This window comes from Actinomadura rudentiformis (assembly GCF_008923185.1).
GTDB lineage: Bacteria > Actinomycetota > Actinomycetes > Streptosporangiales > Streptosporangiaceae > Spirillospora > Spirillospora rudentiformis.
Genome location: NZ_WBMT01000006.1, coordinates 191,988 through 209,570 on the forward strand (window position 1 = coordinate 191,988; position 17,583 = coordinate 209,570).

The following is a 17,583-nucleotide window of genomic DNA, read 5'->3' on the forward strand; positions in this document are numbered from 1 at the left end:
CCGATAGCCTTGAACGTTATGAGCGAACCCACGCCGACCCCCGACGCCGGCGGTCACGATCCCCACGCCCAGGACTCGTTCGTCCAGGACTCCCAGGCTCACGACTCCTACGGCCGCATCCCCCACGGCCCCTTCCGGGCCGGCGACCAGGTTCAGCTCACCGACCCCAAGGGCCGGATCAACACGATCACCCTCCAGCCCGGCAAGGTCTACCACTCCCACAAGGGCTCGATCCCGCACGAGGAGATCATCGGCAGCCCCGAGGGGTCGGTGTTCCGCTCCAGCGGCGGCACCGAATACCTCGCGTTCCGCCCCCTGCTGGCCGACTTCGCGGTCCGCATGCCGCGCGGCGCGGCCGTGGTCTATCCCAAGGACGCCGGCCAGATCGTCGCGATGGCCGACATCTTCCCCGGCGCCCGCGTCGTCGAGGCGGGCGCCGGATCGGGCGCGCTGACCTGCTTCCTGCTGCGCGCGGTGGGCGAGCGCGGCATGGTCTCGTCCTACGAGCGGCGCGCGGACTTCGCCGAGGTCGCCAAGGGCAACGTCGAGAAGTTCTTCGGCGGCCCCCACCCGGCGTGGAGGCTGACCGTCGGCTCCCTGGAGGACTCCCTCGCCGAGACCGAGGTCGACCGGGTCGTCCTGGACATGCTCGCCCCCTGGGAATGCCTGGACGCCGTCGCCAAGGCCCTGATCCCCGGCGGGATGATCTGTGTGTACGTCGCCACCACGACGCAGATGTCGCGGGTCGTGGAGGGGCTCCGCGAGCACGGCGCGTTCGCCGAGCCGTACGCGTTCGAGACGATGCTCCGCTCGTGGCACGTCGAGGGCCTGGCCGTGCGGCCCGACCACCGCATGGTGGGCCACACCGGCTTCCTGGTGACCGCCCGCAGGCTGGCCGACGGCGTCACCCCGCCGTTGCGCCGCCGCCGCCCCGCGAAGGGCGCCTACGCCGGGGCCGACGCGCCCGACGCCGCCGAGGCATAGATCACATTTTCGTGACGGCCGGATGGCCGGTCCGGCGGTCCCGGCGGAGGCCGGGGCCCATGTAACAGCGAATTCACAAACCGAGCCGTGGGGCCGAAGGGCCCCTTCCGGTGGGGCCGTAATCAGCAAACTTTGCTTGGCTGGGCCGGTGAAAGCCGGGAATTTCATGGTCTGCCGGACGTGTCGGTGGATTCTCTCCGGCGTTGGAACGGGCTATTCCGGGCCGCCCGCGGCGGGGGCGAAGGACAGGAGAACCGAAGCGGCAGGTTACGGATGCCCGCCAGATAGGTAGGGTCTCAGTAGGTCGTCGGCTCTCTTTTTGAGGAGGTGACGGGGCGTGGCCGCTCGTGACGATGCTGGGGCGCGCAGGGCGCAGCACGACAAGGAGGTTAGGGACCTCCAAACACAGGTGTCCTTCCTGGAGGAGGAGATCTCCGTGCTGCGCCGTAAGCTCGCGGAATCCCCGCGCCAAGTACGTGTTCTAGAGGAACGACTCCATGAGGCACAGGCCAACCTGGCTGCCGTAACGGGTCAGAACGAGCGTCTCGTAGCGACCCTCAAAGAGGCTCGCGAGCAGATCGTGGCGCTCAAGGAGGAGGTCGACAGGCTCGCGCAACCGCCATCGGGCTTCGGGGTCTTCCTGGAGGCCAGGGACGATGGCACGGTCGACATCTTCACCGGGGGCCGCAAACTGCGGGTCAACGTCAGCCCGGCCGTGGACGTCGACGAACTGCAGCGTGGCCAGGAGGTCATGCTCAACGAGGCGCTCAACGTCGTCGAGGCACTGGAGTTCGAGGAGCAGGGCGAGGTCGTCATGCTCAAGGAGCTCTTCGACGACGGCGAACGGGCCCTGGTGATCGCGCACGCCGACGAGGAGCGCGTGATCAAGCTGGCCGAGCCGCTGCGCGGCGTCCCCCTGCGGGCGGGCGACTCGCTGATGCTCGAGCCCAGGTCCGGATACGCCTACGAGAAGATCCACAAGGCCGAGGTCGAGGAGCTGGTCCTCGAAGAGGTCCCCGACATCTCCTACAACGAGATCGGCGGGCTCGGCTCGCAGATCGAGATGATCAGGGACGCGGTCGAGCTGCCGTACCTGCACGCGGACCTGTTCCGCGAGCACCAGCTGCGTCCCCCCAAGGGCGTGCTGCTGTACGGCCCGCCCGGCTGCGGCAAGACGCTCATCGCCAAGGCGGTCGCCAACTCGCTGGCCAAGCAGGTCGCCGAGAAGACCGGCCAGGAGGGCAAGAGCTTCTTCCTCAACATCAAGGGCCCCGAGCTGCTCAACAAGTACGTCGGTGAGACCGAGCGGCACATCCGCCTGGTCTTCCAGCGGGCCCGCGAGAAGGCCTCCGCAGGCACCCCGGTGATCGTGTTCTTCGACGAGATGGACTCGATCTTCCGGACCCGCGGCTCCGGCGTCTCCTCCGACGTCGAGAACACCATCGTCCCGCAGCTGCTGAGCGAGATCGACGGTGTCGAGGGCCTGGAGAACGTGATCGTCATCGGCGCCTCCAACCGGGAGGACATGATCGACCCGGCGATCCTGCGGCCCGGCCGGCTGGACGTCAAGATCAAGATCGAGCGTCCGGACGCCGAGGCGGCCAAGGACATCTTCTCCAAATACATCCTCGAAGGGCTGCCCCTGCACCCCGACGACGTGAAGGAGAACGGCGGTTCCGCGGACGCCACCGTGGACGCCATGATCCAGCGAGTGGTCGAGCGGATGTACACCGAGAGCGAGGAGAACCGCTTCCTGGAGGTCACCTACGCCAACGGTGACAAGGAGGTCCTGTACTTCAAGGACTTCAACTCCGGAGCGATGATCCAGAACATCGTCGACCGGGCCAAGAAGATGGCCATCAAACAGTTCCTCGACACGGGTCAGAAGGGCATGCGCGTGGCGCACCTGCTCGCCGCCTGCGTCGACGAGTTCAGCGAGAACGAGGACCTGCCCAACACCACCAACCCGGACGACTGGGCACGCATCTCCGGCAAGAAGGGCGAACGGATCGTCTACATCCGCACGCTCGTCTCCGGCACCAAGGGCGCCGAAGCCGGTCGTTCGATCGACACCGTGGCTAACACCGGCCAGTACCTGTAACGCCACCATCTGCAAGCAATCGCCCCACCATGGTTCGTGAGGAGCACGGCGGTCACCCCCGGGTGGCCGCCGTGTTCCGCTGCCCGGCTGCGTTGTGCTGGCGGTTTCGTTGCGCGACTGTGACGGTCATCATGGGTGACATTGGTCGCTGCGCGCGTACCGTTCAGGCACCTCGCCGGACGATCCAACGGGCCGACACGCCGTACACGAACGAATCGGAGGTACGGCCGCCACCGGCGACGACACCGCCGCAACGCGGAGTGGAGCCCCATGGCTCCACCCCCTCCGCCCCGATAGGCTCGACGATATGAGTGTTCGGCGGGTGATGGGCATCGAGACCGAGTACGGCATCTCCGTACCCGGTCAGCCAGGGGCCAACGCGATGGTGACCTCCTCCCAGGTCGTCAACGCCTACCTCGCGGCATCGGCGGCACGGGCGCGAAGGGCCCGCTGGGACTTCGAGGAGGAGAACCCGCTGCGCGACGCGCGCGGGTTCGACCTGGCCCGGGAGGTGGCGGACCCCACCCAGCTCACCGACGAAGACCTCGGCCTGGCCAACGTCATCCTCACCAACGGCGCCCGGCTCTACGTCGACCACGCGCATCCCGAGTACTCCGCGCCCGAGTGCACCAACCCCCTCGACGCGGTGATCTGGGACAAGGCGGGGGAACGGGTGATGGCCGACGCCGCCGCGCGCGCCGCGCTGGTGCCCGGCACGCACCCCATCCAGCTCTACAAGAACAACACCGACAACAAGGGCGCCTCGTACGGCTGCCACGAGAACTACCTCATGAAGCGGGAGACGCCGTTCGCCGACGTCGTCCGCCATCTGACCCCGTTCTTCGTGTCACGGCAGGTCGTCGCGGGCGCCGGACGGGTCGGCATCGGCGTGGACGGGCGCGGCGACGGGTTCCAGATCAGCCAGCGCGCCGACTTCTTCGAGGTCGAGGTCGGCCTGGAGACCACGCTCAAGCGCCCGATCATCAACACGCGCGACGAGCCGCACGCCGACCCCGAGAAGTACCGGCGGCTGCACGTGATCATCGGCGACGCCAACATGAGCGAGGTGTCGACCTACCTCAAGCTCGGCACCACCGCCCTGGTGCTGGCCATGATCGAGGACTCGTTCCTGACCGTGGACCTGTCGGTCGACATGCCGGTGGCCGGCCTCCGCGCGGTCTCGCACGACCCGACCTGCAAGCACCTTCTCACGCTGCGCGACGGCCGCAAGATGACCGCCGTCCAACTGCAGATGGAGTACCTGGAGCAGTCGCGCAAGTACGTCGAAGACCGCTTCGGCGCCGACGTCGACGAGATGACCAAGGACGTCCTCGACCGCTGGGAGTCGGTGCTGCACCGCCTCGGTGAGGACCCCATGCAGCTCTCCCGTGAGCTGGACTGGGTGGCCAAGCTGGAACTGCTGGAGGGCTACCGCAGCCGGGACGGCCTCGACTGGTCCCACCCGCGCCTGCAACTGGTCGACCTGCAGTACTCCGACGTCCGCGCCGACAAGGGGCTCTACAACCGCCTGGTGGCCCGCGACCGCATCGAGCGGATCGTCACCGAGCCACAGGTCGAGGCCGCCATCGAGGACCCGCCCGAGGACACCCGGGCCTACTTCCGCGGCCGGTGCCTGCGGCAGTACGCCGACTCGGTGGCCGCCGCCTCATGGGACTCAGTGATCTTCGACGTGCCCGGCCGGGAGTCGTTGCAGCGGGTGCCCACCCTGGAGCCCCTGCGCGGCACCAAGCAGCACGTGGGGCCGCTCCTGGACCGCTGCCGTACCGCCGCGGACCTCGTCGCCACTCTCACCGGCCAGAGCTGATTTCACCGACCAGAGTCGGCGCGGGGCGCCCGGGACGGGCGGGCGCGGGGCGCCCGCCCGTCCCGCGTTCGTGACTGGTTTGCCCGTTTCAGCGATTCCCGGACCGGCGATAACCCCAGCAGGCCCCCTCGCCGCACGTGCGGCGAAACGGACGGCGACATCCGCTCGCCGCCGGTGATCGGAGATAGGGTTGGGGGCACCGGCAGAGTGGAGGTACGGGATGGCCACGAAGGACAGCGGCGGTCAGAAGCAGACCACGCGGCGCACCGAAGAGACCGAGGAGACCCAGGCCGCGACCGAGAGCGAGGTCCAGGAACGCCAGGACAAGCTCACCGACGACGTAGACGCCATTCTGGACGAAATCGACGAAGTTCTCGAAGAGAACGCAGAGGAATTTGTCAGGTCGTATGTCCAAAAAGGCGGCCAATAATACGATAAATCGGACATGCGGTTCCCATGGTGAATGACCGGTGTCTCGTGACCACCTAACTTCATACGGTTAAACCAGATGAGGATGCACGGTAAAGTCACCGCCATGGCATCCAAGGAATGTCGGGACTGCGGCGAGGTCAAACCCGCCACGGAGTTCTGGAAGCGCAAGGCCTCTCCCGACGGCCTTGCGCTTTACTGCAGAGAATGTTTCGGGCGTCGTAACGCCGCCTCCTATCGAGGAGGCCAGGAGAAGCTGGGCAAGAAGACGAGGCCCTATCGCAGGTACTCGGCAGTGCCGGAGGGCATGAAGTACTGCCCCCAGTGCCGGGAGGTCAAGCCTCTCAAAGCATTCGGCCGCAATCGCGCGACCAAGTCGGGGCTCGCGGCCTACTGCCGACCATGCCACACGGCGACCATGGCAGAGATCAAACAGCGCACCCATGGCAGTGAGCGCAACTACCTGCTCAAGCTGCGCTACGGGATCACCGAACAGGAAGTGGCTCAGATGGCCGCCCGGCAGGGTGGTCTCTGTGCCATCTGCCTCAGTGGCGCCGCAAAGCATGTGGACCACGACCACAAGACGGGAAAGGTCCGTGGGCTTCTGTGTTTTAGCTGTAATGGCGCGCTCGGTCAATTCGGTGATGATCCACGCCGTATGCGTGCGGCCGCGGCCTATCTGGAACGGCACGCCAAGGGCTTCCAACGGGAGCCGGCCGATGAAGAATCGTTCCGTACTCTGCTGTTGTGGGGTTTCGGGGCTGATCGTCTCACGCCGCGAATGATCGCGCGGCATGGTCTCAGCCCCCGGGATGTGATCCGGCTCGTGCTGCAACGGGGGGATGAGTGCCCCCTCTGCCTGTCGGCACCTGCCGCTCACGTCGATCACTGTCATGAGACAGGGGCTGTGCGAGGGTTGCTCTGCCCGGAGTGCAACTCGGGGATGGGGCAGCTCAGGGATGATCCGGTCACGTTGCGCCGGGCTGCGGACTATCTGGAGGAACACGGGTCCGGCGGGGCGACGACGACGAGACATGTTCCCAATGCCACGCCCGACATCGGGGACACCGGGGACAGGCCTTTCGCCTGTTCGGACGGCTCTCTCAGCCCGCTCTCCAGGCCCGTCCTGTCATTCCGCCCGGTCAGTTCGTCGAGGCTTAAAGGCCGTCCAGGTGGGCGGCGAAGGCGTTCGCCACGGTGAATCCGTCCGGGGGCAGGGGGATGCCGCCGGCCAGCCGGGTCCACGCGATCGCGGTCGCGGCGGCGCCGCTCAGGGCCTCGATCGTGGCCGCCGTGCCGTCCGTGCTGTCCGTGCCGTCGGGCCCGAGAGCATCCGGGAGGCGGCCCTGCGCGGGCCATAGCCTGCGCAGTTCGTGGGCGGGGTCGTCGATGACCGCGCTGAGAAGCGCGCGCAGTTCCGGATCGAGCCAGCCGCCGACCGGGGTGGCGAGGTCCGGGCGGTAACCGGCCATGTCGGCGGCCAGGAGGGCCGTGGCGGCGTGGCGGGGTTCGAGGTGGGCAGGCTCCCCGGTGTCGCCGCACAGGGGCGTCAGGGCGGTCGCGAAGTCGTAGAAGGCCAGCTGGAAGCACTCCCCGGGGGCCGAGTCGGCGAAGAGCGACGCGGCCAGGGGCGCCGCGCACCGCCTGTGCCACTCGCGTTCCACGGCCTGGTCGCCGTACGGGAGGGCCCGATGGTCCAGGGCGGGATTGGCCTGGAGCGGTTCGATCATGGACAGCAGCGCGGCGGCCCTGATCCGGAAACGGGGATCGTCGCGGAGGGCCTGTGCCGTCATGACCATGCAGCGGACCAGTTGGTTCGCGGCGTCGGGGCGTCCGGCGCGGAGGCGTTCGGCGTACAGGCTCAGGATGGTGTGGAGCGGCGGGGGAGGGAGCCACCGGAGCCGTCCGGTGCCGAGCGGCTGGGCGAGGTGGGCTTCCCACAGTCCGAGCAGGCTGAGGTCGAGATCGGGGTCGAAGACCGGGACGGAGGCGCACCACAGCATGGAGCTCCAGGTGGCGGCGACCGTGCTGGGTGTGCCGTGCAGGAAGTGGCTCCAGCCCAGCGGGTAGTCGGCGGGCGGGGCCTGCGCGGCCTCGGCGACCACCGAGCGCAGCCGGAAGAGCAGCGCGCCGGAGACCGGGCTTCCGGTGACCGACAGCGGCAGCCCGTAGTCCTGGGCGAAGTCCGGCCCGGTGGGCAGGATCTCCGCCGCGATCATCGGCGCCGGCTGCCCCGGGCGCGCGGCCTCCCGGGTGGCGGCTGACCGCGGCGGGGGAGCGGGGAACCAGCGGCCGTCCGCCGGATGCCACCGGTACCAGCGGGCCCAGGCCCCGTAGAGCCACCAGCTGTGGTCGGGCAGCGACAGGAGCCGGGGGAGCAGCGCCTGCTGGCGCTGGACCGGCGTCGCCGCCCGCCACCAGGGCGCCGCGATCGTCGCCCGGACGGCGTGCTCGGCGCGTGTGAAGGGATCGGCGTCGGCGGGCGGCTCCGGCACCGCCGGCTCGGCGGGTGCCTGCGGCGGCACGTACGGGCGGCTCCAGGCGGTCTGTCCCGGGGCGCTCGGCCACGTCGGCTGCCCGAGCGGGCTCGGCCAGCCAGGCCGGCCGGGAGGCGGGCCCTGCGGGCCGTCATGGGGTCCCCACACCACGTCGTCATCGTAGTGCGGCGTCGTCGACATGGCGCGGGGGCGGGGTTCGCCCTCGGCTGACTACGGTAAGGATCACGAGGCATGCAGCGGCGGTCGTTGGAACAGTAGGGTCATAGGCGTCCGCGCCGGTGAGCTCGTCAGGGGGAGCCGGCGCCATGGTGGAGGGAAGGAGTCGCGTGGCGTCCCACGAATCGCACACCGGACGTCTGCCGGGGTTGTTCATGAATCCGGGCACGTCCTCGTTCACGGATTTCCTGGGGGCGTACTCCCCGGAGATGTTGCCCGGGCGGCGGACGCCTCCGGTGTCCCCGGTGGGGGACGATATCCCGCACGGCACGACGATCGTGGCCGTGAGCTTCCCCGGCGGGGTGGTGATGGCGGGAGACCGGCGCGCGACCGCGGGGAACGTGATCGCCCAGCGGGACATCGAGAAGGTGTTCCGGGCGGACGAGTTCTCGGCCATCGCGATCGCCGGCACGGCCGGGATCGGGATCGAGATCGTGCGGTTGTTCCAGGTCGAGCTGGAGCACTACGAGAAGATGGAGGGCCGGACGCTCTCCTTGGAAGGTAAGGCCAACCGGCTGGCCACCATGGTGCGGGGCAACCTGGCCATGGCGATGCAGGGCTTGGCGGTGGTGCCGCTGTTCGCCGGATATGACGAGGAGCGTGACACCGGGCGCATCTTCTCCTATGACCCGGCCGGGGGCCGGTACGAGGAGCGCGACTTCTACTCGATCGGATCGGGCTCGGTGTTCGCGCGCGGCGCGCTGAAGAAGCTCTACCGGCCCGAGCTGTCGCCGGAGGACGCGGCGCTGGCCTGTGTGCAGGCGTTGTACGACGCGGCCGATGACGACGCGGCGACCGGCGGGCCGGATCTGACGCGCCGGATCTTCCCGGTGGTCGCGACGGTGACGGCCGACGGGTACCGCAGGCTCGGTGAGGACGAGGTGGGCGCCATGGCGCAGGCCGTCGTCGACGGGCGTTACGACTCGCCGGGCGGGCCGACCGCCCCGCTGCGATAGAAGGGATCCAGACCGGTGTCCATGCCGTTCTACGTGTCGCCCGAACAGCAGATGAAGGACAAGGCGGACTATGCGCGCAAGGGGATCGCGCGTGGCCGCAGCGTGGTCGTGCTGCAGTACGACGACGGCATCCTGTTCGTGGCCGACAACCCGTCCCGGGCGCTGCACAAGATCAGCGAGATCTACGACCGCATCGCGTTCGCGGCGGTCGGCAAGTACAACGAGTTCGAGAACCTGCGGCTGGGCGGGGTGCGGTACGCCGACGTGAACGGCTACCAGTACGACCGGCGCGACGTGACGGCGCGGGGTCTGGCCAACGTGTACGCGCAGTCGCTGGGCACGATCTTCACCGAGACCAACAAGCCGTACGAGGTGGAGCTCGTGGTGGCCGAGGTGGGCGTGGAGGCGTCCTCCGACCAGATCTACCGGCTGACGTTCGACGGCTCGGTGGCCGACGAGCACGGCTATGTGGCGATGGGGGGCCAGGCCGAGGCCGTGGCGCAGGCGCTGAAGGATCGTTTCCAGGAGGGCATGTCGCTGGCGGAGGCGCTCAAGGCGGCGGTGCAGTCGCTGGAGGCGCAGGATTCCGACCGGCATCTGGAGGCCAAGTCCCTTGAGGTCGCGGTCCTGGACCGCAACCGCGAGCATCGGCTCTTCAGGCGGTTGCCGGCGGCCCGGATCGAGAGCCTGCTCGGCGAGGACGCCTCCTGACCTTGCCCTGATCCCGCGCGTGATCCGCGTGCCGGACCCGTCGTGACCCGCATCGTGCGCGGTCACGGCGGGTTCGCCGCGTCCCGCTAGTGATCTACATTGTAAAGGCGGCGGGCCGGGAAGCCGGATGGCCCTGCGAAACCAGGGGCTTCAGAGACTGCCAAGTCGGTGCCCGGCCGCATAGGGTCTGGGTGTGGACAGGCGCATCTTCGGGCTTGAGAACGAGTACGGCGTCACTTGTACCTTCCGCGGTCAGCGGCGGTTGTCACCCGATGAGGTGGCGCGCTATCTGTTCCGCAGGGTGGTTTCGTGGGGTCGCAGCAGCAATGTGTTCCTGCGCAACGGTGCGCGGCTGTACCTGGATGTGGGTAGCCATCCTGAGTACGCCACGCCCGAGTGTGACAGCGTCATCGATCTGGTGACGCATGACAAGGCGGGCGAGCGGATCCTGGAGGGGTTGCTGGTCGACGCCGAGCGCAGGCTGCGCGAGGAGGGCATCGCCGGCGACATCTACTTGTTCAAGAACAACACCGACTCGGCCGGCAACTCCTACGGCTGCCACGAGAACTACCTGGTCGGACGGCACGGCGAGTTCGGCCGGCTGGCCGACGTGCTGATCCCCTACCTCGTCACCCGGCAGATCATCTGCGGGGCCGGCAAGGTGCTGCAGACCCCCCGCGGCGCCGTCTACTGCGTGTCGCAGCGCGCCGAGCACATCTGGGAGGGCGTCTCCTCGGCCACCACCCGGTCCCGGCCGATCATCAACACCCGCGATGAGCCGCACGCCGACGCCGAGCGGTTCCGGCGGCTGCACGTGATCGTCGGCGACTCCAACATGAGCGAGACCACGATGTTGCTCAAGGTCGGCGCGACCGACCTGGTGCTGCGCATGATCGAGGCCGGCGTGGTCATGCGCGACCTGACGCTGGAGAACCCGATCCGCGCGATCCGTGAGGTGAGCCATGACATGACCGGGCGTCGCAAGGTGCGGCTGGCCAACGGCCGTGAGGCCAGCTCGCTGGATATCCAGAAGGAGTACTTCGGCAAGGCCAAGGACTTCGTCGACCGGCGCGGTGGCGACGAGGTCGCCATGCGGGTCCTGGACCTGTGGGAGCGGACGCTGCGCGCGGTGGAGACCGGCGACCTCGACCTGGTGTCCCGCGAGATCGACTGGGTGACCAAGTACCAGCTGATCGAGCGCTACCGGCGCAAGTACGATCTGCCGCTGTCCTCGCCGCGGGTGGCCCAGCTGGATCTGGCCTACCACGACGTGCACCGGGAGCGCGGCCTCTACTACCTGCTGGAGAAGCGCGGCTCGGTGGAGCGGGTGGCCAAGGATCTGGAGATCTTCGAGGCCAAGTCGGTGCCGCCGCAGACCACGCGGGCGCGGCTGCGCGGCGAGTTCATCCGCAAGGCGCAGGAGAAGCGCCGCGACTTCACCGTCGACTGGGTGCATCTCAAGCTCAACGACCAGGCCCAGCGCACCGTGCTGTGCAAGGACCCGTTCCGTTCCGTCGACGAGAGGGTGGACAAGCTCATCGCCGGGATGTGACGAGGCCGGGACATGACTGGGGCATGACAAGGCCGGGATGTAACAGAGCCGGGATGTGACCAGGGGGTAAGGTGAGCGCCTGTCGGGCTCACCACCCCCAGTCTCATCCTGAAGGACCCGTTACCTCCGAAGGACCTGCATGCGCCGTCGTCCCACCGGTCTCCGCCGCTCGGCGGCGGCCGTCCTGGTCATGCCCCTGCTGCTCACCGGCTGCTCGCTCTTCGGCGACGACGTCGGCGACCTCCAGGTCGCGGTCAAGGGCGACGTGGGGCAGCGGCCGGACGTCTCGTTCCCCAAGGACAAGCCGGGCGACGAGCTGGCGGTCAAGACCCTGGAGAAGGGCAAGGGCGCCGCTGCGCGCAAAGGCGACCTGGTGGTGGCCGACTACGTCGGCTACCGGTGGAGCGACGGCGGCTACAAGCTCCTCGCCAACACCTACATGGCCGGCCAGCCCGGGGCGTTCCCCGTGGGGCAGCTCGTGAAGGGCCTGGACAAGGCGCTGGAGGGCAGCCGGGCCGGCGGCCGCGTGGCGGCCAAGATCCCGCCGAAGGACGGCTACGGGACCAAGGGCGACGCCCAGCACCAGGTCGGCGCAGGGGACTCGCTGGTCTATGTTCTCGACGTCCGGGCGGTCTACCCCTCGACCGCCGGGGCGCAGGGCCGCGAGCAGCCGCTGAACGACCCGAAGCTGCCGAAGGTGCAGGGTGCGGCGGGCAAGGCCCCCACGGTGACCGTCCCGCGCGTCGCCGCGCCGAAGAAGCTGGCGATGAAGGTCCTCGTCGAAGGCACCGGGCCCGAGGTTCGCAAGGGACAGTTGCTGGCCCTGCAGTATGTGGGCCTGTTCTGGCGGGACGGCAAGGTCTTCGACTCCTCCTGGAGCGGCGGCCGCCCGTACGCCACCACCATCGGCACGGGCCAGGTCGTGAAGGGCTGGGACGACGGCCTGCTCGGCCGCAAGGTCGGCAGCCGGGTCCTGCTGGTCGTCCCGCCCGCGCTGGGGTACGGCGCGAAGGGCCTGCCGCAGGCCGGGATCAAGGGCGACGACACCCTGGTCTTCGTCGTCGACGTCCTCGGCGCCCACTAGCGGTTCTATCGCCTGGCGCGGTTGTTCTTAGAATGGCCGGGTGGAGGACATCGATGCGATCGCCGTGCTGCAGGACCCGGTCCGGCGGCGCCTGTACGAATACGTGGCAGCCCAGGACCACGAGGTGAGCCGTAACCAGGCGGCGGAGGGCACGGGGGTCCAGCGCACTCTCGCGGCGTTCCACCTGGACAAGCTCGCCGCCGCGGGCCTGCTGGAGACCGAGAGCAGGCGCCTGACCGGGCGGTCGGGGCCCGGGGCGGGGCGTCCGGCCAAGCTCTATCGCCGGGCCGCCGCCGAGCACGAGTTCTCGCTGCCCGCCCGGGACTACCGCACGGCCGCCGACCTCCTGGCCGAGGTCGCCGAGGCGGCCCGGCTGGACGCTGAGCTCCAGGAGGCCGCGCGCAGGCAGGGACGCGCCCTGCGCGGCGATGACCGGCCCGAGGGGGAGTTGGAGGGCGGTCTTGAGGCCGTCGCGGGACTGCTGGCAAGCCGCGGCTATGAGCCTCGGCTTGAGGAGGACGAGGGCGGCGCCGTGATCCGCATGCGCAACTGCCCGTTCCACGCCCTCTCTCAGCGCTTCCCGCCGCTGGTGTGCGGAATGAACCTGGCCCTGCTCGAAGGCCTTCTGGAGGGCGCTGAGGGCGTCCGGGTACGCATGGACGCCAGGCCGGGACTGTGCTGCACGGTGGTGGAAGAGTCTAAAAATAATGAAGATTGACATAGAAGCACGGGCATGGTGAGGTGAGCCGTATGACCGGACATCACCCTGCTCCCTTCGATGATCACGCGACCACCGTCGATGATCACGCAGCCCGGTTCCACCTGGCCCAGCTCAATCTCGCCAAACTCAAGTACCCCCTCGACGACCCCCGCGTCGCCGACTTCGTGGCCTGGCTCAAGCCGATCAACGAAATGGCCGAACGCTGGCCCGGCTTTGTCTGGCGCCTGGTCGACGAGTCAGGGGAGGACGCGACCTCGATCCAGCCGCTCGGTCCCGAAACGATCGTCAACATGACGGTGTGGGAGAGCCAGGACGCGCTGTGGGACTACACCTACCGCAGCGGCCACCTCGACGCGCTGCGGCGGCGCGGGGAGTGGTTCGAACGGCCCACGCGGCCGATGCAGGTGCTGTGGTGGATCCCCGCCGGGCACATCCCGACGGTCGACGAGGCACTGGAACGCCTGGAGCTGCTGCGGGCGGAGGGCCCCTCGCCGCGCGCCTTCACGTTCCGGGAGGCGTTCACCCCGGCGGACGTGGAGGTCCCGGCGGCCTGAAACCCCGCCGGGCAGGTCGGCGGCGGCCAGGCCTTTATCCATCGGCGGCGGCCAGGCCTTTATCCAGACGTCGATCCAGGCGTCTGTGCAGGCGTCTGTGTGCAGGCGTCAGGCCAGGCGGGCCGCGGTGTGGCGGCCCGCCGCCGCGGCGGTCAGGAAGTAGGCGAGATCCTCGTCGAGCCGCCGGCCCATCGTGGACATCCGTACGCCCCAGTCCTTCTCGGCGGTGCGCAGCACGTCCTCCAGGCCCTCCACGCCCACCGGGATCAGGTCGTGGCGCTCGCCCAGGGTCGCGGCCTGCGACGCGACCCTGGTGCCGAACTCGCCGCCGAGCTCCGGGACGACGATCTCGGCCCTGGCCAGCGCGACCCGCCCGTACGCGGTGAGGCTGTGGTGGGAGACGCCCTGGTGGCGTTCGCGCAGATCGCCCTCGCTGACCCGCAGTGACCCGACCGGGCGGCCCGACAGGACGGCCGCCGCGTTGACCGCCTCCCCGGCCGACACACCGGAGAATCCCCAGCGGGTGCCGGTGCCGAGGTTGCCCGGTCCCTGGGCCAGCACCACGGCGTCGGCGCCGAGGACCAGGCGGGCGCCCAGCAGGCCGGTGTGGACCGTGACGGCCTCCAGATCGCCGCCGAAGGCCTGGCCCGCGGTCACCACCCCGCTCAGGACCCCGGCGTCCCGGAGCCGCCCGATCGACATGGAGAACCAGGAGGGCAGCGCGCCGCCGTCGGGCATCACGTACACGACCTTGGCGCCCGGCCGGTCGGTCAGCAGGCCCGCCAGGATCGGCGGCAGCGCCGAATGCAGATCGGCGACGATCACGGGCATTCCGTCCAGCGAGTCGGCCTCGCGCAGCAGCTCGTGGTGCGGGGAGTCCTGCTCGTCGGCGCCGAGCACGGTGGCCTGGAGGGGCGTGTAGCGGGCCTTGACCAGGTGACCCGGCCCGGACGGGTCGGGCGGCAGCCGGTCGGGAATCGCGACGACCATGGCGTAGCCGCCGGTGCCCAATCCCATCGCCAAGGCCGTAGTGTTGAGCAGGACGGCGTCGCCCGGCTCCGGTCGTCCCACCAGCGCGGGATAGGCCAGCGCCCGGCGGATGCCGTCACCCTCGACAGTGACGTCAAGCTCGACCGCCCCGGGCCATTCGCGGCGGACGCCCTCTACTGTGCCTTTGCGCCATCGGATCACGCCGAAAACGGTAGCGTCCTGATCGGGAGAAGTGGCTCATTGCGGAGAGGGTGGTGGCGAAGTGTCGCGGCGCAAGACCGAGCGCCTGCTCAACCTGGTGGTCTGCCTGCTCGCCACCCGGCGCTTTCTGACAGCGGAGCAGATCCGCCGGGCGGTGCCCGGCTATCCCGATTCCGACGAGGCGTTCAAGCGAATGTTCGAACGCGACAAGGAGGAGCTGCGCGAGCTGGGAGTGCCCCTGGAGGTGGGCAGCGACCAGCAGGGCGGCGGCGGCGAGGAGATCGGCTACCGCATCCCCCCGCAGGCCTACGAGCTTCCCGACATCCATCTGACGCCGGACGAGGCCGCCGTGCTCGGCCTGGCCGCCCGGGTCTGGCAGCGGGCCAGCATGGCCGACGCCGCCTCGGGGGCGCTGCTGAAGCTGCGCGCGGCGGGCGTCGAGACCGACGGTTCGACCGGCCTCGGCATCGAGCCGCGGGTCGACACCGGCGATCCCGCCTTCCCGGCGCTGTGGGAGGCCGTCCGGGACGGCCGCCCCGTGGCGTTCGACTACCAGGGCATCGGCCGGACCTCGGTGGCGCGCCGGCACCTGGAGCCCTGGGGCGTGGTGAGCCGCCGCGGCCGCTGGTACGTCGTCGGCCATGACCGCGACCGCGAGGAGACGCGGGTGTTCAGGCTGAGCCGCATCACCGGCGAGGTCGCCGCCGACGGGCCCGCGGGCAGCGTCACCGTCCCCCCGGGTGTGGACGTGCGCAGCATCGCCTTCACCTGGGGCGACCCGGTGGCCGAGCCGCGCCCGGCCACCGTCCGGCTGCGGACCGGCGCCGCGCAGGGCCCCCGGCAGTGGGCCAAGAACGTGCACCCGGTGGGGAAGGGCTGGGACGAGGCCGTCCTCACGTTCCGGGACGTCGACCGGTTCGCGCCCTACCTGGCCCGGTTCGCCGACGACATCGTGGTCGTCGACCCGCCGGATCTGCGCGAGGCGGTCATCCAGCAGCTGAAGGCCGTCCTGGCGGGGAGCGACCAATGAGCAAGACGACGCAGAGCAAGACGACGCAGGGCAAAGGGAGCAGCACCACTTCCACCGACCGGCTGGGACGGCTGCTGGCCCTGGTGCCGTACGTGGTCAACCGCGATTCGGTGGCCCTCGACCAGGCCGCCGCCGCGTTCGGCGTCACCGAGAAGCAGCTGATCGACGATCTGAACCTGCTCTGGTGTGTGGAGTTGCGCGCGCCCGATCCGTACTGCCCGATCGACCTGTCCTACGAGGGCGGCGAGATCATCGTCACCGAGGCCGAGTCGATCGCCCGGCCGCTGCGGCTCAAGGTGGACGAGGCCAGCGCGCTGCTGGTGGCGCTGCGGATGCTGGCGGGCATCCCCGACCTGGAGGACCGCGACGCCCTCAGCCGCGTGATCGCCAAGCTGGAGAGCGCCGCCGGCGCCGCCGCCACGGTGAGCAGCCAGGTCTCGGTCGAGGTCGACGCCCGCGGCGACACGCTGGCCACCCTCCGTGAGGCCGTGTCACGCAAGCGCAGAGTGCACCTGAGCTACTACGTGCCCGCCCGCGACGAGAACACCGAGCGCGACGTCGACCCCATGCGGCTGCTGGTGGTGGAGGGCAACACCTACCTGGAGGGCTGGTGCCGTCGTGCCGAGGCGGTGCGGGTCTTCCGCCTCGACCGGATCCGCGATCTCACCGTGCTGGAGGTGCCCGCCCAGGTGCCCGACGACGCCGAGCCGATCGACGTCGACGCCGGGCTGTTCCGGCCGTCGCCGGGCGACGTGCGGGTCACGCTCGAGCTGACCCCGCAGGGCCGCTGGGTCGCCGACTACTACCCCTGCGAGAGCGTCGAGGAGCTGGGGGAGGGGCGGCTGCGCATCGTCCTCCGCACGCCCGACACGCGCTGGGTGCGGGGGCTCGCCCTGCGGCTGGGCGACCAGGGCAGGGTGGTGGCCCCGTCCGAGCTGGCCGCGGAGATCCGATCCGACGCGGTCCGCGCGCTCGCGCAGTACGACAAGGCGGCCCGGTACGACGCGGCCGTCCGATACGACAAGGCGTAGGGCCTTCCGCTACCGTGACGGACGTGGCGTGGGTTCCGGTGGCGGTGGCGATGGGCTTTGTCGGCATCGCCATCCTCGCCTACTGCAGTTTCAAGGTCTACCTGGGCGTTCGCCGGCTGGGACGTGAACTCGAACGGACCCGGCGGCGACTCGAGCCCAAACAGGCCACGCTGCAGGATGAACTTCACACACTCAGGGACGCACGAGAGACACAAGACCCCGAAGACGGCGTACGATCGACCTGAGTACCACCTGCTCTGAAAAGGATTGCGCATGCCGAACATCGGGACCCCCGAGCTGCTGATCATCTTGCTGGTCGTCGTTCTGATCTTCGGATCGGCGAAGTTGCCGCAGCTCGCGCGCTCCCTTGGCAAGTCGGCCCGGATTCTCAAGGCCGAGACCAAGGGCCTGCGTGAGGACGACGACGAGCAGTCCGAGGACAAGCAGGCCTCCCAGTCCAAGACCGCCGGCACGGCCGATGCCGCCGGGCAGGACGCCGCGCGCGACCGTGCCGCCCAGCTCCGCGCCGAGGCTGCCCGCCTGGAGCGCGAGGCCGCCGGGCAGGAGGCCGCGCCCCGGTCGCAGAGCGCCCTCCCCTCGGGTGAGCCGATCCAGGGCGTCCCCGTGGACCCGAGCCGCACGCGCAAGTCCTGACCTCACCCTCTAGCGCAAAGACGGGTCCGAGCCACCCCCCACGACG

General features: G+C 69.7%; 17 protein-coding genes. 15 read left to right on the forward strand and 2 right to left on the reverse strand.

Going from position 1 to position 17,583, the window contains the following annotated elements:
- Positions 1-18 precede the first annotated feature (18 nt).
- The 5 genes from F8566_RS14445 (at position 19) to F8566_RS14465 (ending at position 6,540) form a co-directional block, all read left to right on the forward strand.
- Positions 19-984, forward strand: a complete 966-nt coding sequence (locus F8566_RS14445; RefSeq protein ID WP_151560723.1) for a tRNA (adenine-N1)-methyltransferase — start codon at positions 19-21, stop codon at positions 982-984.
- Between the two features lie 337 nt (positions 985-1,321).
- On the forward strand, positions 1,322-3,085 hold the full coding sequence (gene arc, locus F8566_RS14450) for a proteasome ATPase (protein WP_151560724.1): 1,764 nt from the start codon (positions 1,322-1,324) through the stop codon (positions 3,083-3,085).
- Between the two features lie 307 nt (positions 3,086-3,392).
- Positions 3,393-4,910 (forward strand): depupylase/deamidase Dop, encoded by a 1,518-nt coding sequence (gene dop / locus F8566_RS14455; protein WP_192809678.1) that lies wholly within the window; start codon positions 3,393-3,395, stop codon positions 4,908-4,910.
- 220 nt (positions 4,911-5,130) lie between these two features.
- Complete coding sequence (locus F8566_RS14460; RefSeq protein ID WP_151560725.1) at positions 5,131-5,340, forward strand: ubiquitin-like protein Pup; 210 nt, start codon at positions 5,131-5,133, stop codon at positions 5,338-5,340.
- A gap of 105 nt (positions 5,341-5,445) precedes the next feature.
- Entirely contained in the window at positions 5,446-6,540 is a 1,095-nt protein-coding gene (locus F8566_RS14465; protein WP_151560726.1) for an endonuclease VII domain-containing protein, read from the forward strand.
- On the opposite strand, the gene F8566_RS14470 is transcribed toward F8566_RS14465, so the two are convergent.
- Positions 6,497-8,017, reverse strand: a complete 1,521-nt coding sequence (locus F8566_RS14470; protein ID WP_151560727.1) for a hypothetical protein — start codon at positions 8,015-8,017, stop codon at positions 6,497-6,499. The two genes, F8566_RS14465 and F8566_RS14470, sit on opposite strands and share 44 nt — an antisense overlap.
- Before the next feature lie 125 nt (positions 8,018-8,142).
- Between F8566_RS14470 and prcB the strand changes: the two genes are divergently transcribed.
- The 6 genes from prcB (at position 8,143) to F8566_RS14500 (ending at position 13,631) form a co-directional block, all read left to right on the forward strand.
- A complete protein-coding gene (prcB, locus tag F8566_RS14475; protein ID WP_225993170.1) occupies positions 8,143-9,009 on the forward strand; it encodes a proteasome subunit beta in 867 nt (288 codons plus the stop codon).
- Positions 9,010-9,030: 21 nt separating this feature from the next.
- A complete protein-coding gene (gene prcA, locus F8566_RS14480; RefSeq protein WP_151560957.1) occupies positions 9,031-9,720 on the forward strand; it encodes a proteasome subunit alpha in 690 nt (229 codons plus the stop codon).
- A 193-nt stretch (positions 9,721-9,913) separates the two neighbouring features.
- A complete protein-coding gene (gene pafA / locus F8566_RS14485; protein ID WP_151560729.1) occupies positions 9,914-11,272 on the forward strand; it encodes a Pup--protein ligase in 1,359 nt (452 codons plus the stop codon).
- A 139-nt stretch (positions 11,273-11,411) separates the two neighbouring features.
- Entirely contained in the window at positions 11,412-12,356 is a 945-nt protein-coding gene (locus F8566_RS14490; protein ID WP_151560730.1) for an FKBP-type peptidyl-prolyl cis-trans isomerase, read from the forward strand.
- 40 nt (positions 12,357-12,396) lie between these two features.
- Complete coding sequence (locus F8566_RS14495; protein ID WP_151560731.1) at positions 12,397-13,074, forward strand: helix-turn-helix transcriptional regulator; 678 nt, start codon at positions 12,397-12,399, stop codon at positions 13,072-13,074.
- Positions 13,075-13,106: 32 nt separating this feature from the next.
- The gene (locus F8566_RS14500) at positions 13,107-13,631 is read left to right on the forward strand and encodes a DUF3291 domain-containing protein (protein WP_151560732.1); all 525 of its coding nucleotides are present in this window, start codon (positions 13,107-13,109) and stop codon (positions 13,629-13,631) included.
- Between the two features lie 108 nt (positions 13,632-13,739).
- Here the strand turns inward: F8566_RS14500 and F8566_RS14505 are convergent, their stop codons facing one another.
- Positions 13,740-14,822 carry a DUF3866 family protein gene (locus F8566_RS14505; RefSeq protein ID WP_151560733.1) on the reverse strand — a complete coding sequence of 361 codons (1,083 nt, stop codon included), beginning with the start codon at positions 14,820-14,822 and terminating at the stop codon, positions 13,740-13,742.
- Between the two features lie 61 nt (positions 14,823-14,883).
- On the opposite strand from F8566_RS14505, the gene F8566_RS14510 reads away from it, so the two are divergent.
- The 4 genes from F8566_RS14510 to tatA are packed head-to-tail and all read left to right on the forward strand — an operon-like array spanning position 14,884 to position 17,537.
- Positions 14,884-15,852 carry a helix-turn-helix transcriptional regulator gene (locus tag F8566_RS14510; protein WP_151560734.1) on the forward strand — a complete coding sequence of 323 codons (969 nt, stop codon included), beginning with the start codon at positions 14,884-14,886 and terminating at the stop codon, positions 15,850-15,852.
- Positions 15,849-16,883: a helix-turn-helix transcriptional regulator gene (locus F8566_RS14515; protein WP_151560735.1), complete on the forward strand. Its 1,035-nt coding sequence runs from the start codon at positions 15,849-15,851 to the stop codon at positions 16,881-16,883. Before F8566_RS14510 ends, F8566_RS14515 begins: the two co-directional genes overlap by 4 nt.
- 23 nt (positions 16,884-16,906) lie before the next feature.
- Positions 16,907-17,128 (forward strand): hypothetical protein, encoded by a 222-nt coding sequence (locus F8566_RS14520; protein WP_225993171.1) that lies wholly within the window; start codon positions 16,907-16,909, stop codon positions 17,126-17,128.
- Between the two features lie 28 nt (positions 17,129-17,156).
- A complete protein-coding gene (gene tatA / locus F8566_RS14525; protein WP_151560737.1) occupies positions 17,157-17,537 on the forward strand; it encodes a Sec-independent protein translocase subunit TatA in 381 nt (126 codons plus the stop codon).
- Positions 17,538-17,583: the final 46 nt, after the last annotated feature.

Excerpts from the sequence above, each read along its gene's own strand:
- F8566_RS14465 (WP_151560726.1), top strand. The coding sequence starts at position 5,446 with ATGGCATCCAAGGAATGTCGGGACTGCGGCGAGGTCAAACCCGCCACG.
- F8566_RS14490 (WP_151560730.1), top strand. The coding sequence starts at position 11,412 with ATGCGCCGTCGTCCCACCGGTCTCCGCCGCTCGGCGGCGGCCGTCCTG.
- F8566_RS14460 (WP_151560725.1), top strand. The coding sequence starts at position 5,131 with ATGGCCACGAAGGACAGCGGCGGTCAGAAGCAGACCACGCGGCGCACC.
- dop (WP_192809678.1), top strand. The coding sequence starts at position 3,393 with ATGAGTGTTCGGCGGGTGATGGGCATCGAGACCGAGTACGGCATCTCC.
- prcA (WP_151560957.1), top strand. The coding sequence starts at position 9,031 with ATGCCGTTCTACGTGTCGCCCGAACAGCAGATGAAGGACAAGGCGGAC.
- F8566_RS14515 (WP_151560735.1), top strand. The coding sequence starts at position 15,849 with ATGAGCAAGACGACGCAGAGCAAGACGACGCAGGGCAAAGGGAGCAGC.
- F8566_RS14500 (WP_151560732.1), top strand. The coding sequence starts at position 13,107 with ATGACCGGACATCACCCTGCTCCCTTCGATGATCACGCGACCACCGTC.
- tatA (WP_151560737.1), top strand. The coding sequence starts at position 17,157 with ATGCCGAACATCGGGACCCCCGAGCTGCTGATCATCTTGCTGGTCGTC.
- F8566_RS14445 (WP_151560723.1), top strand. The coding sequence starts at position 19 with ATGAGCGAACCCACGCCGACCCCCGACGCCGGCGGTCACGATCCCCAC.
- F8566_RS14470 (WP_151560727.1), bottom strand. The coding sequence starts at position 8,017 with ATGTCGACGACGCCGCACTACGATGACGACGTGGTGTGGGGACCCCAT.
- prcB (WP_225993170.1), top strand. The coding sequence starts at position 8,143 with ATGGTGGAGGGAAGGAGTCGCGTGGCGTCCCACGAATCGCACACCGGA.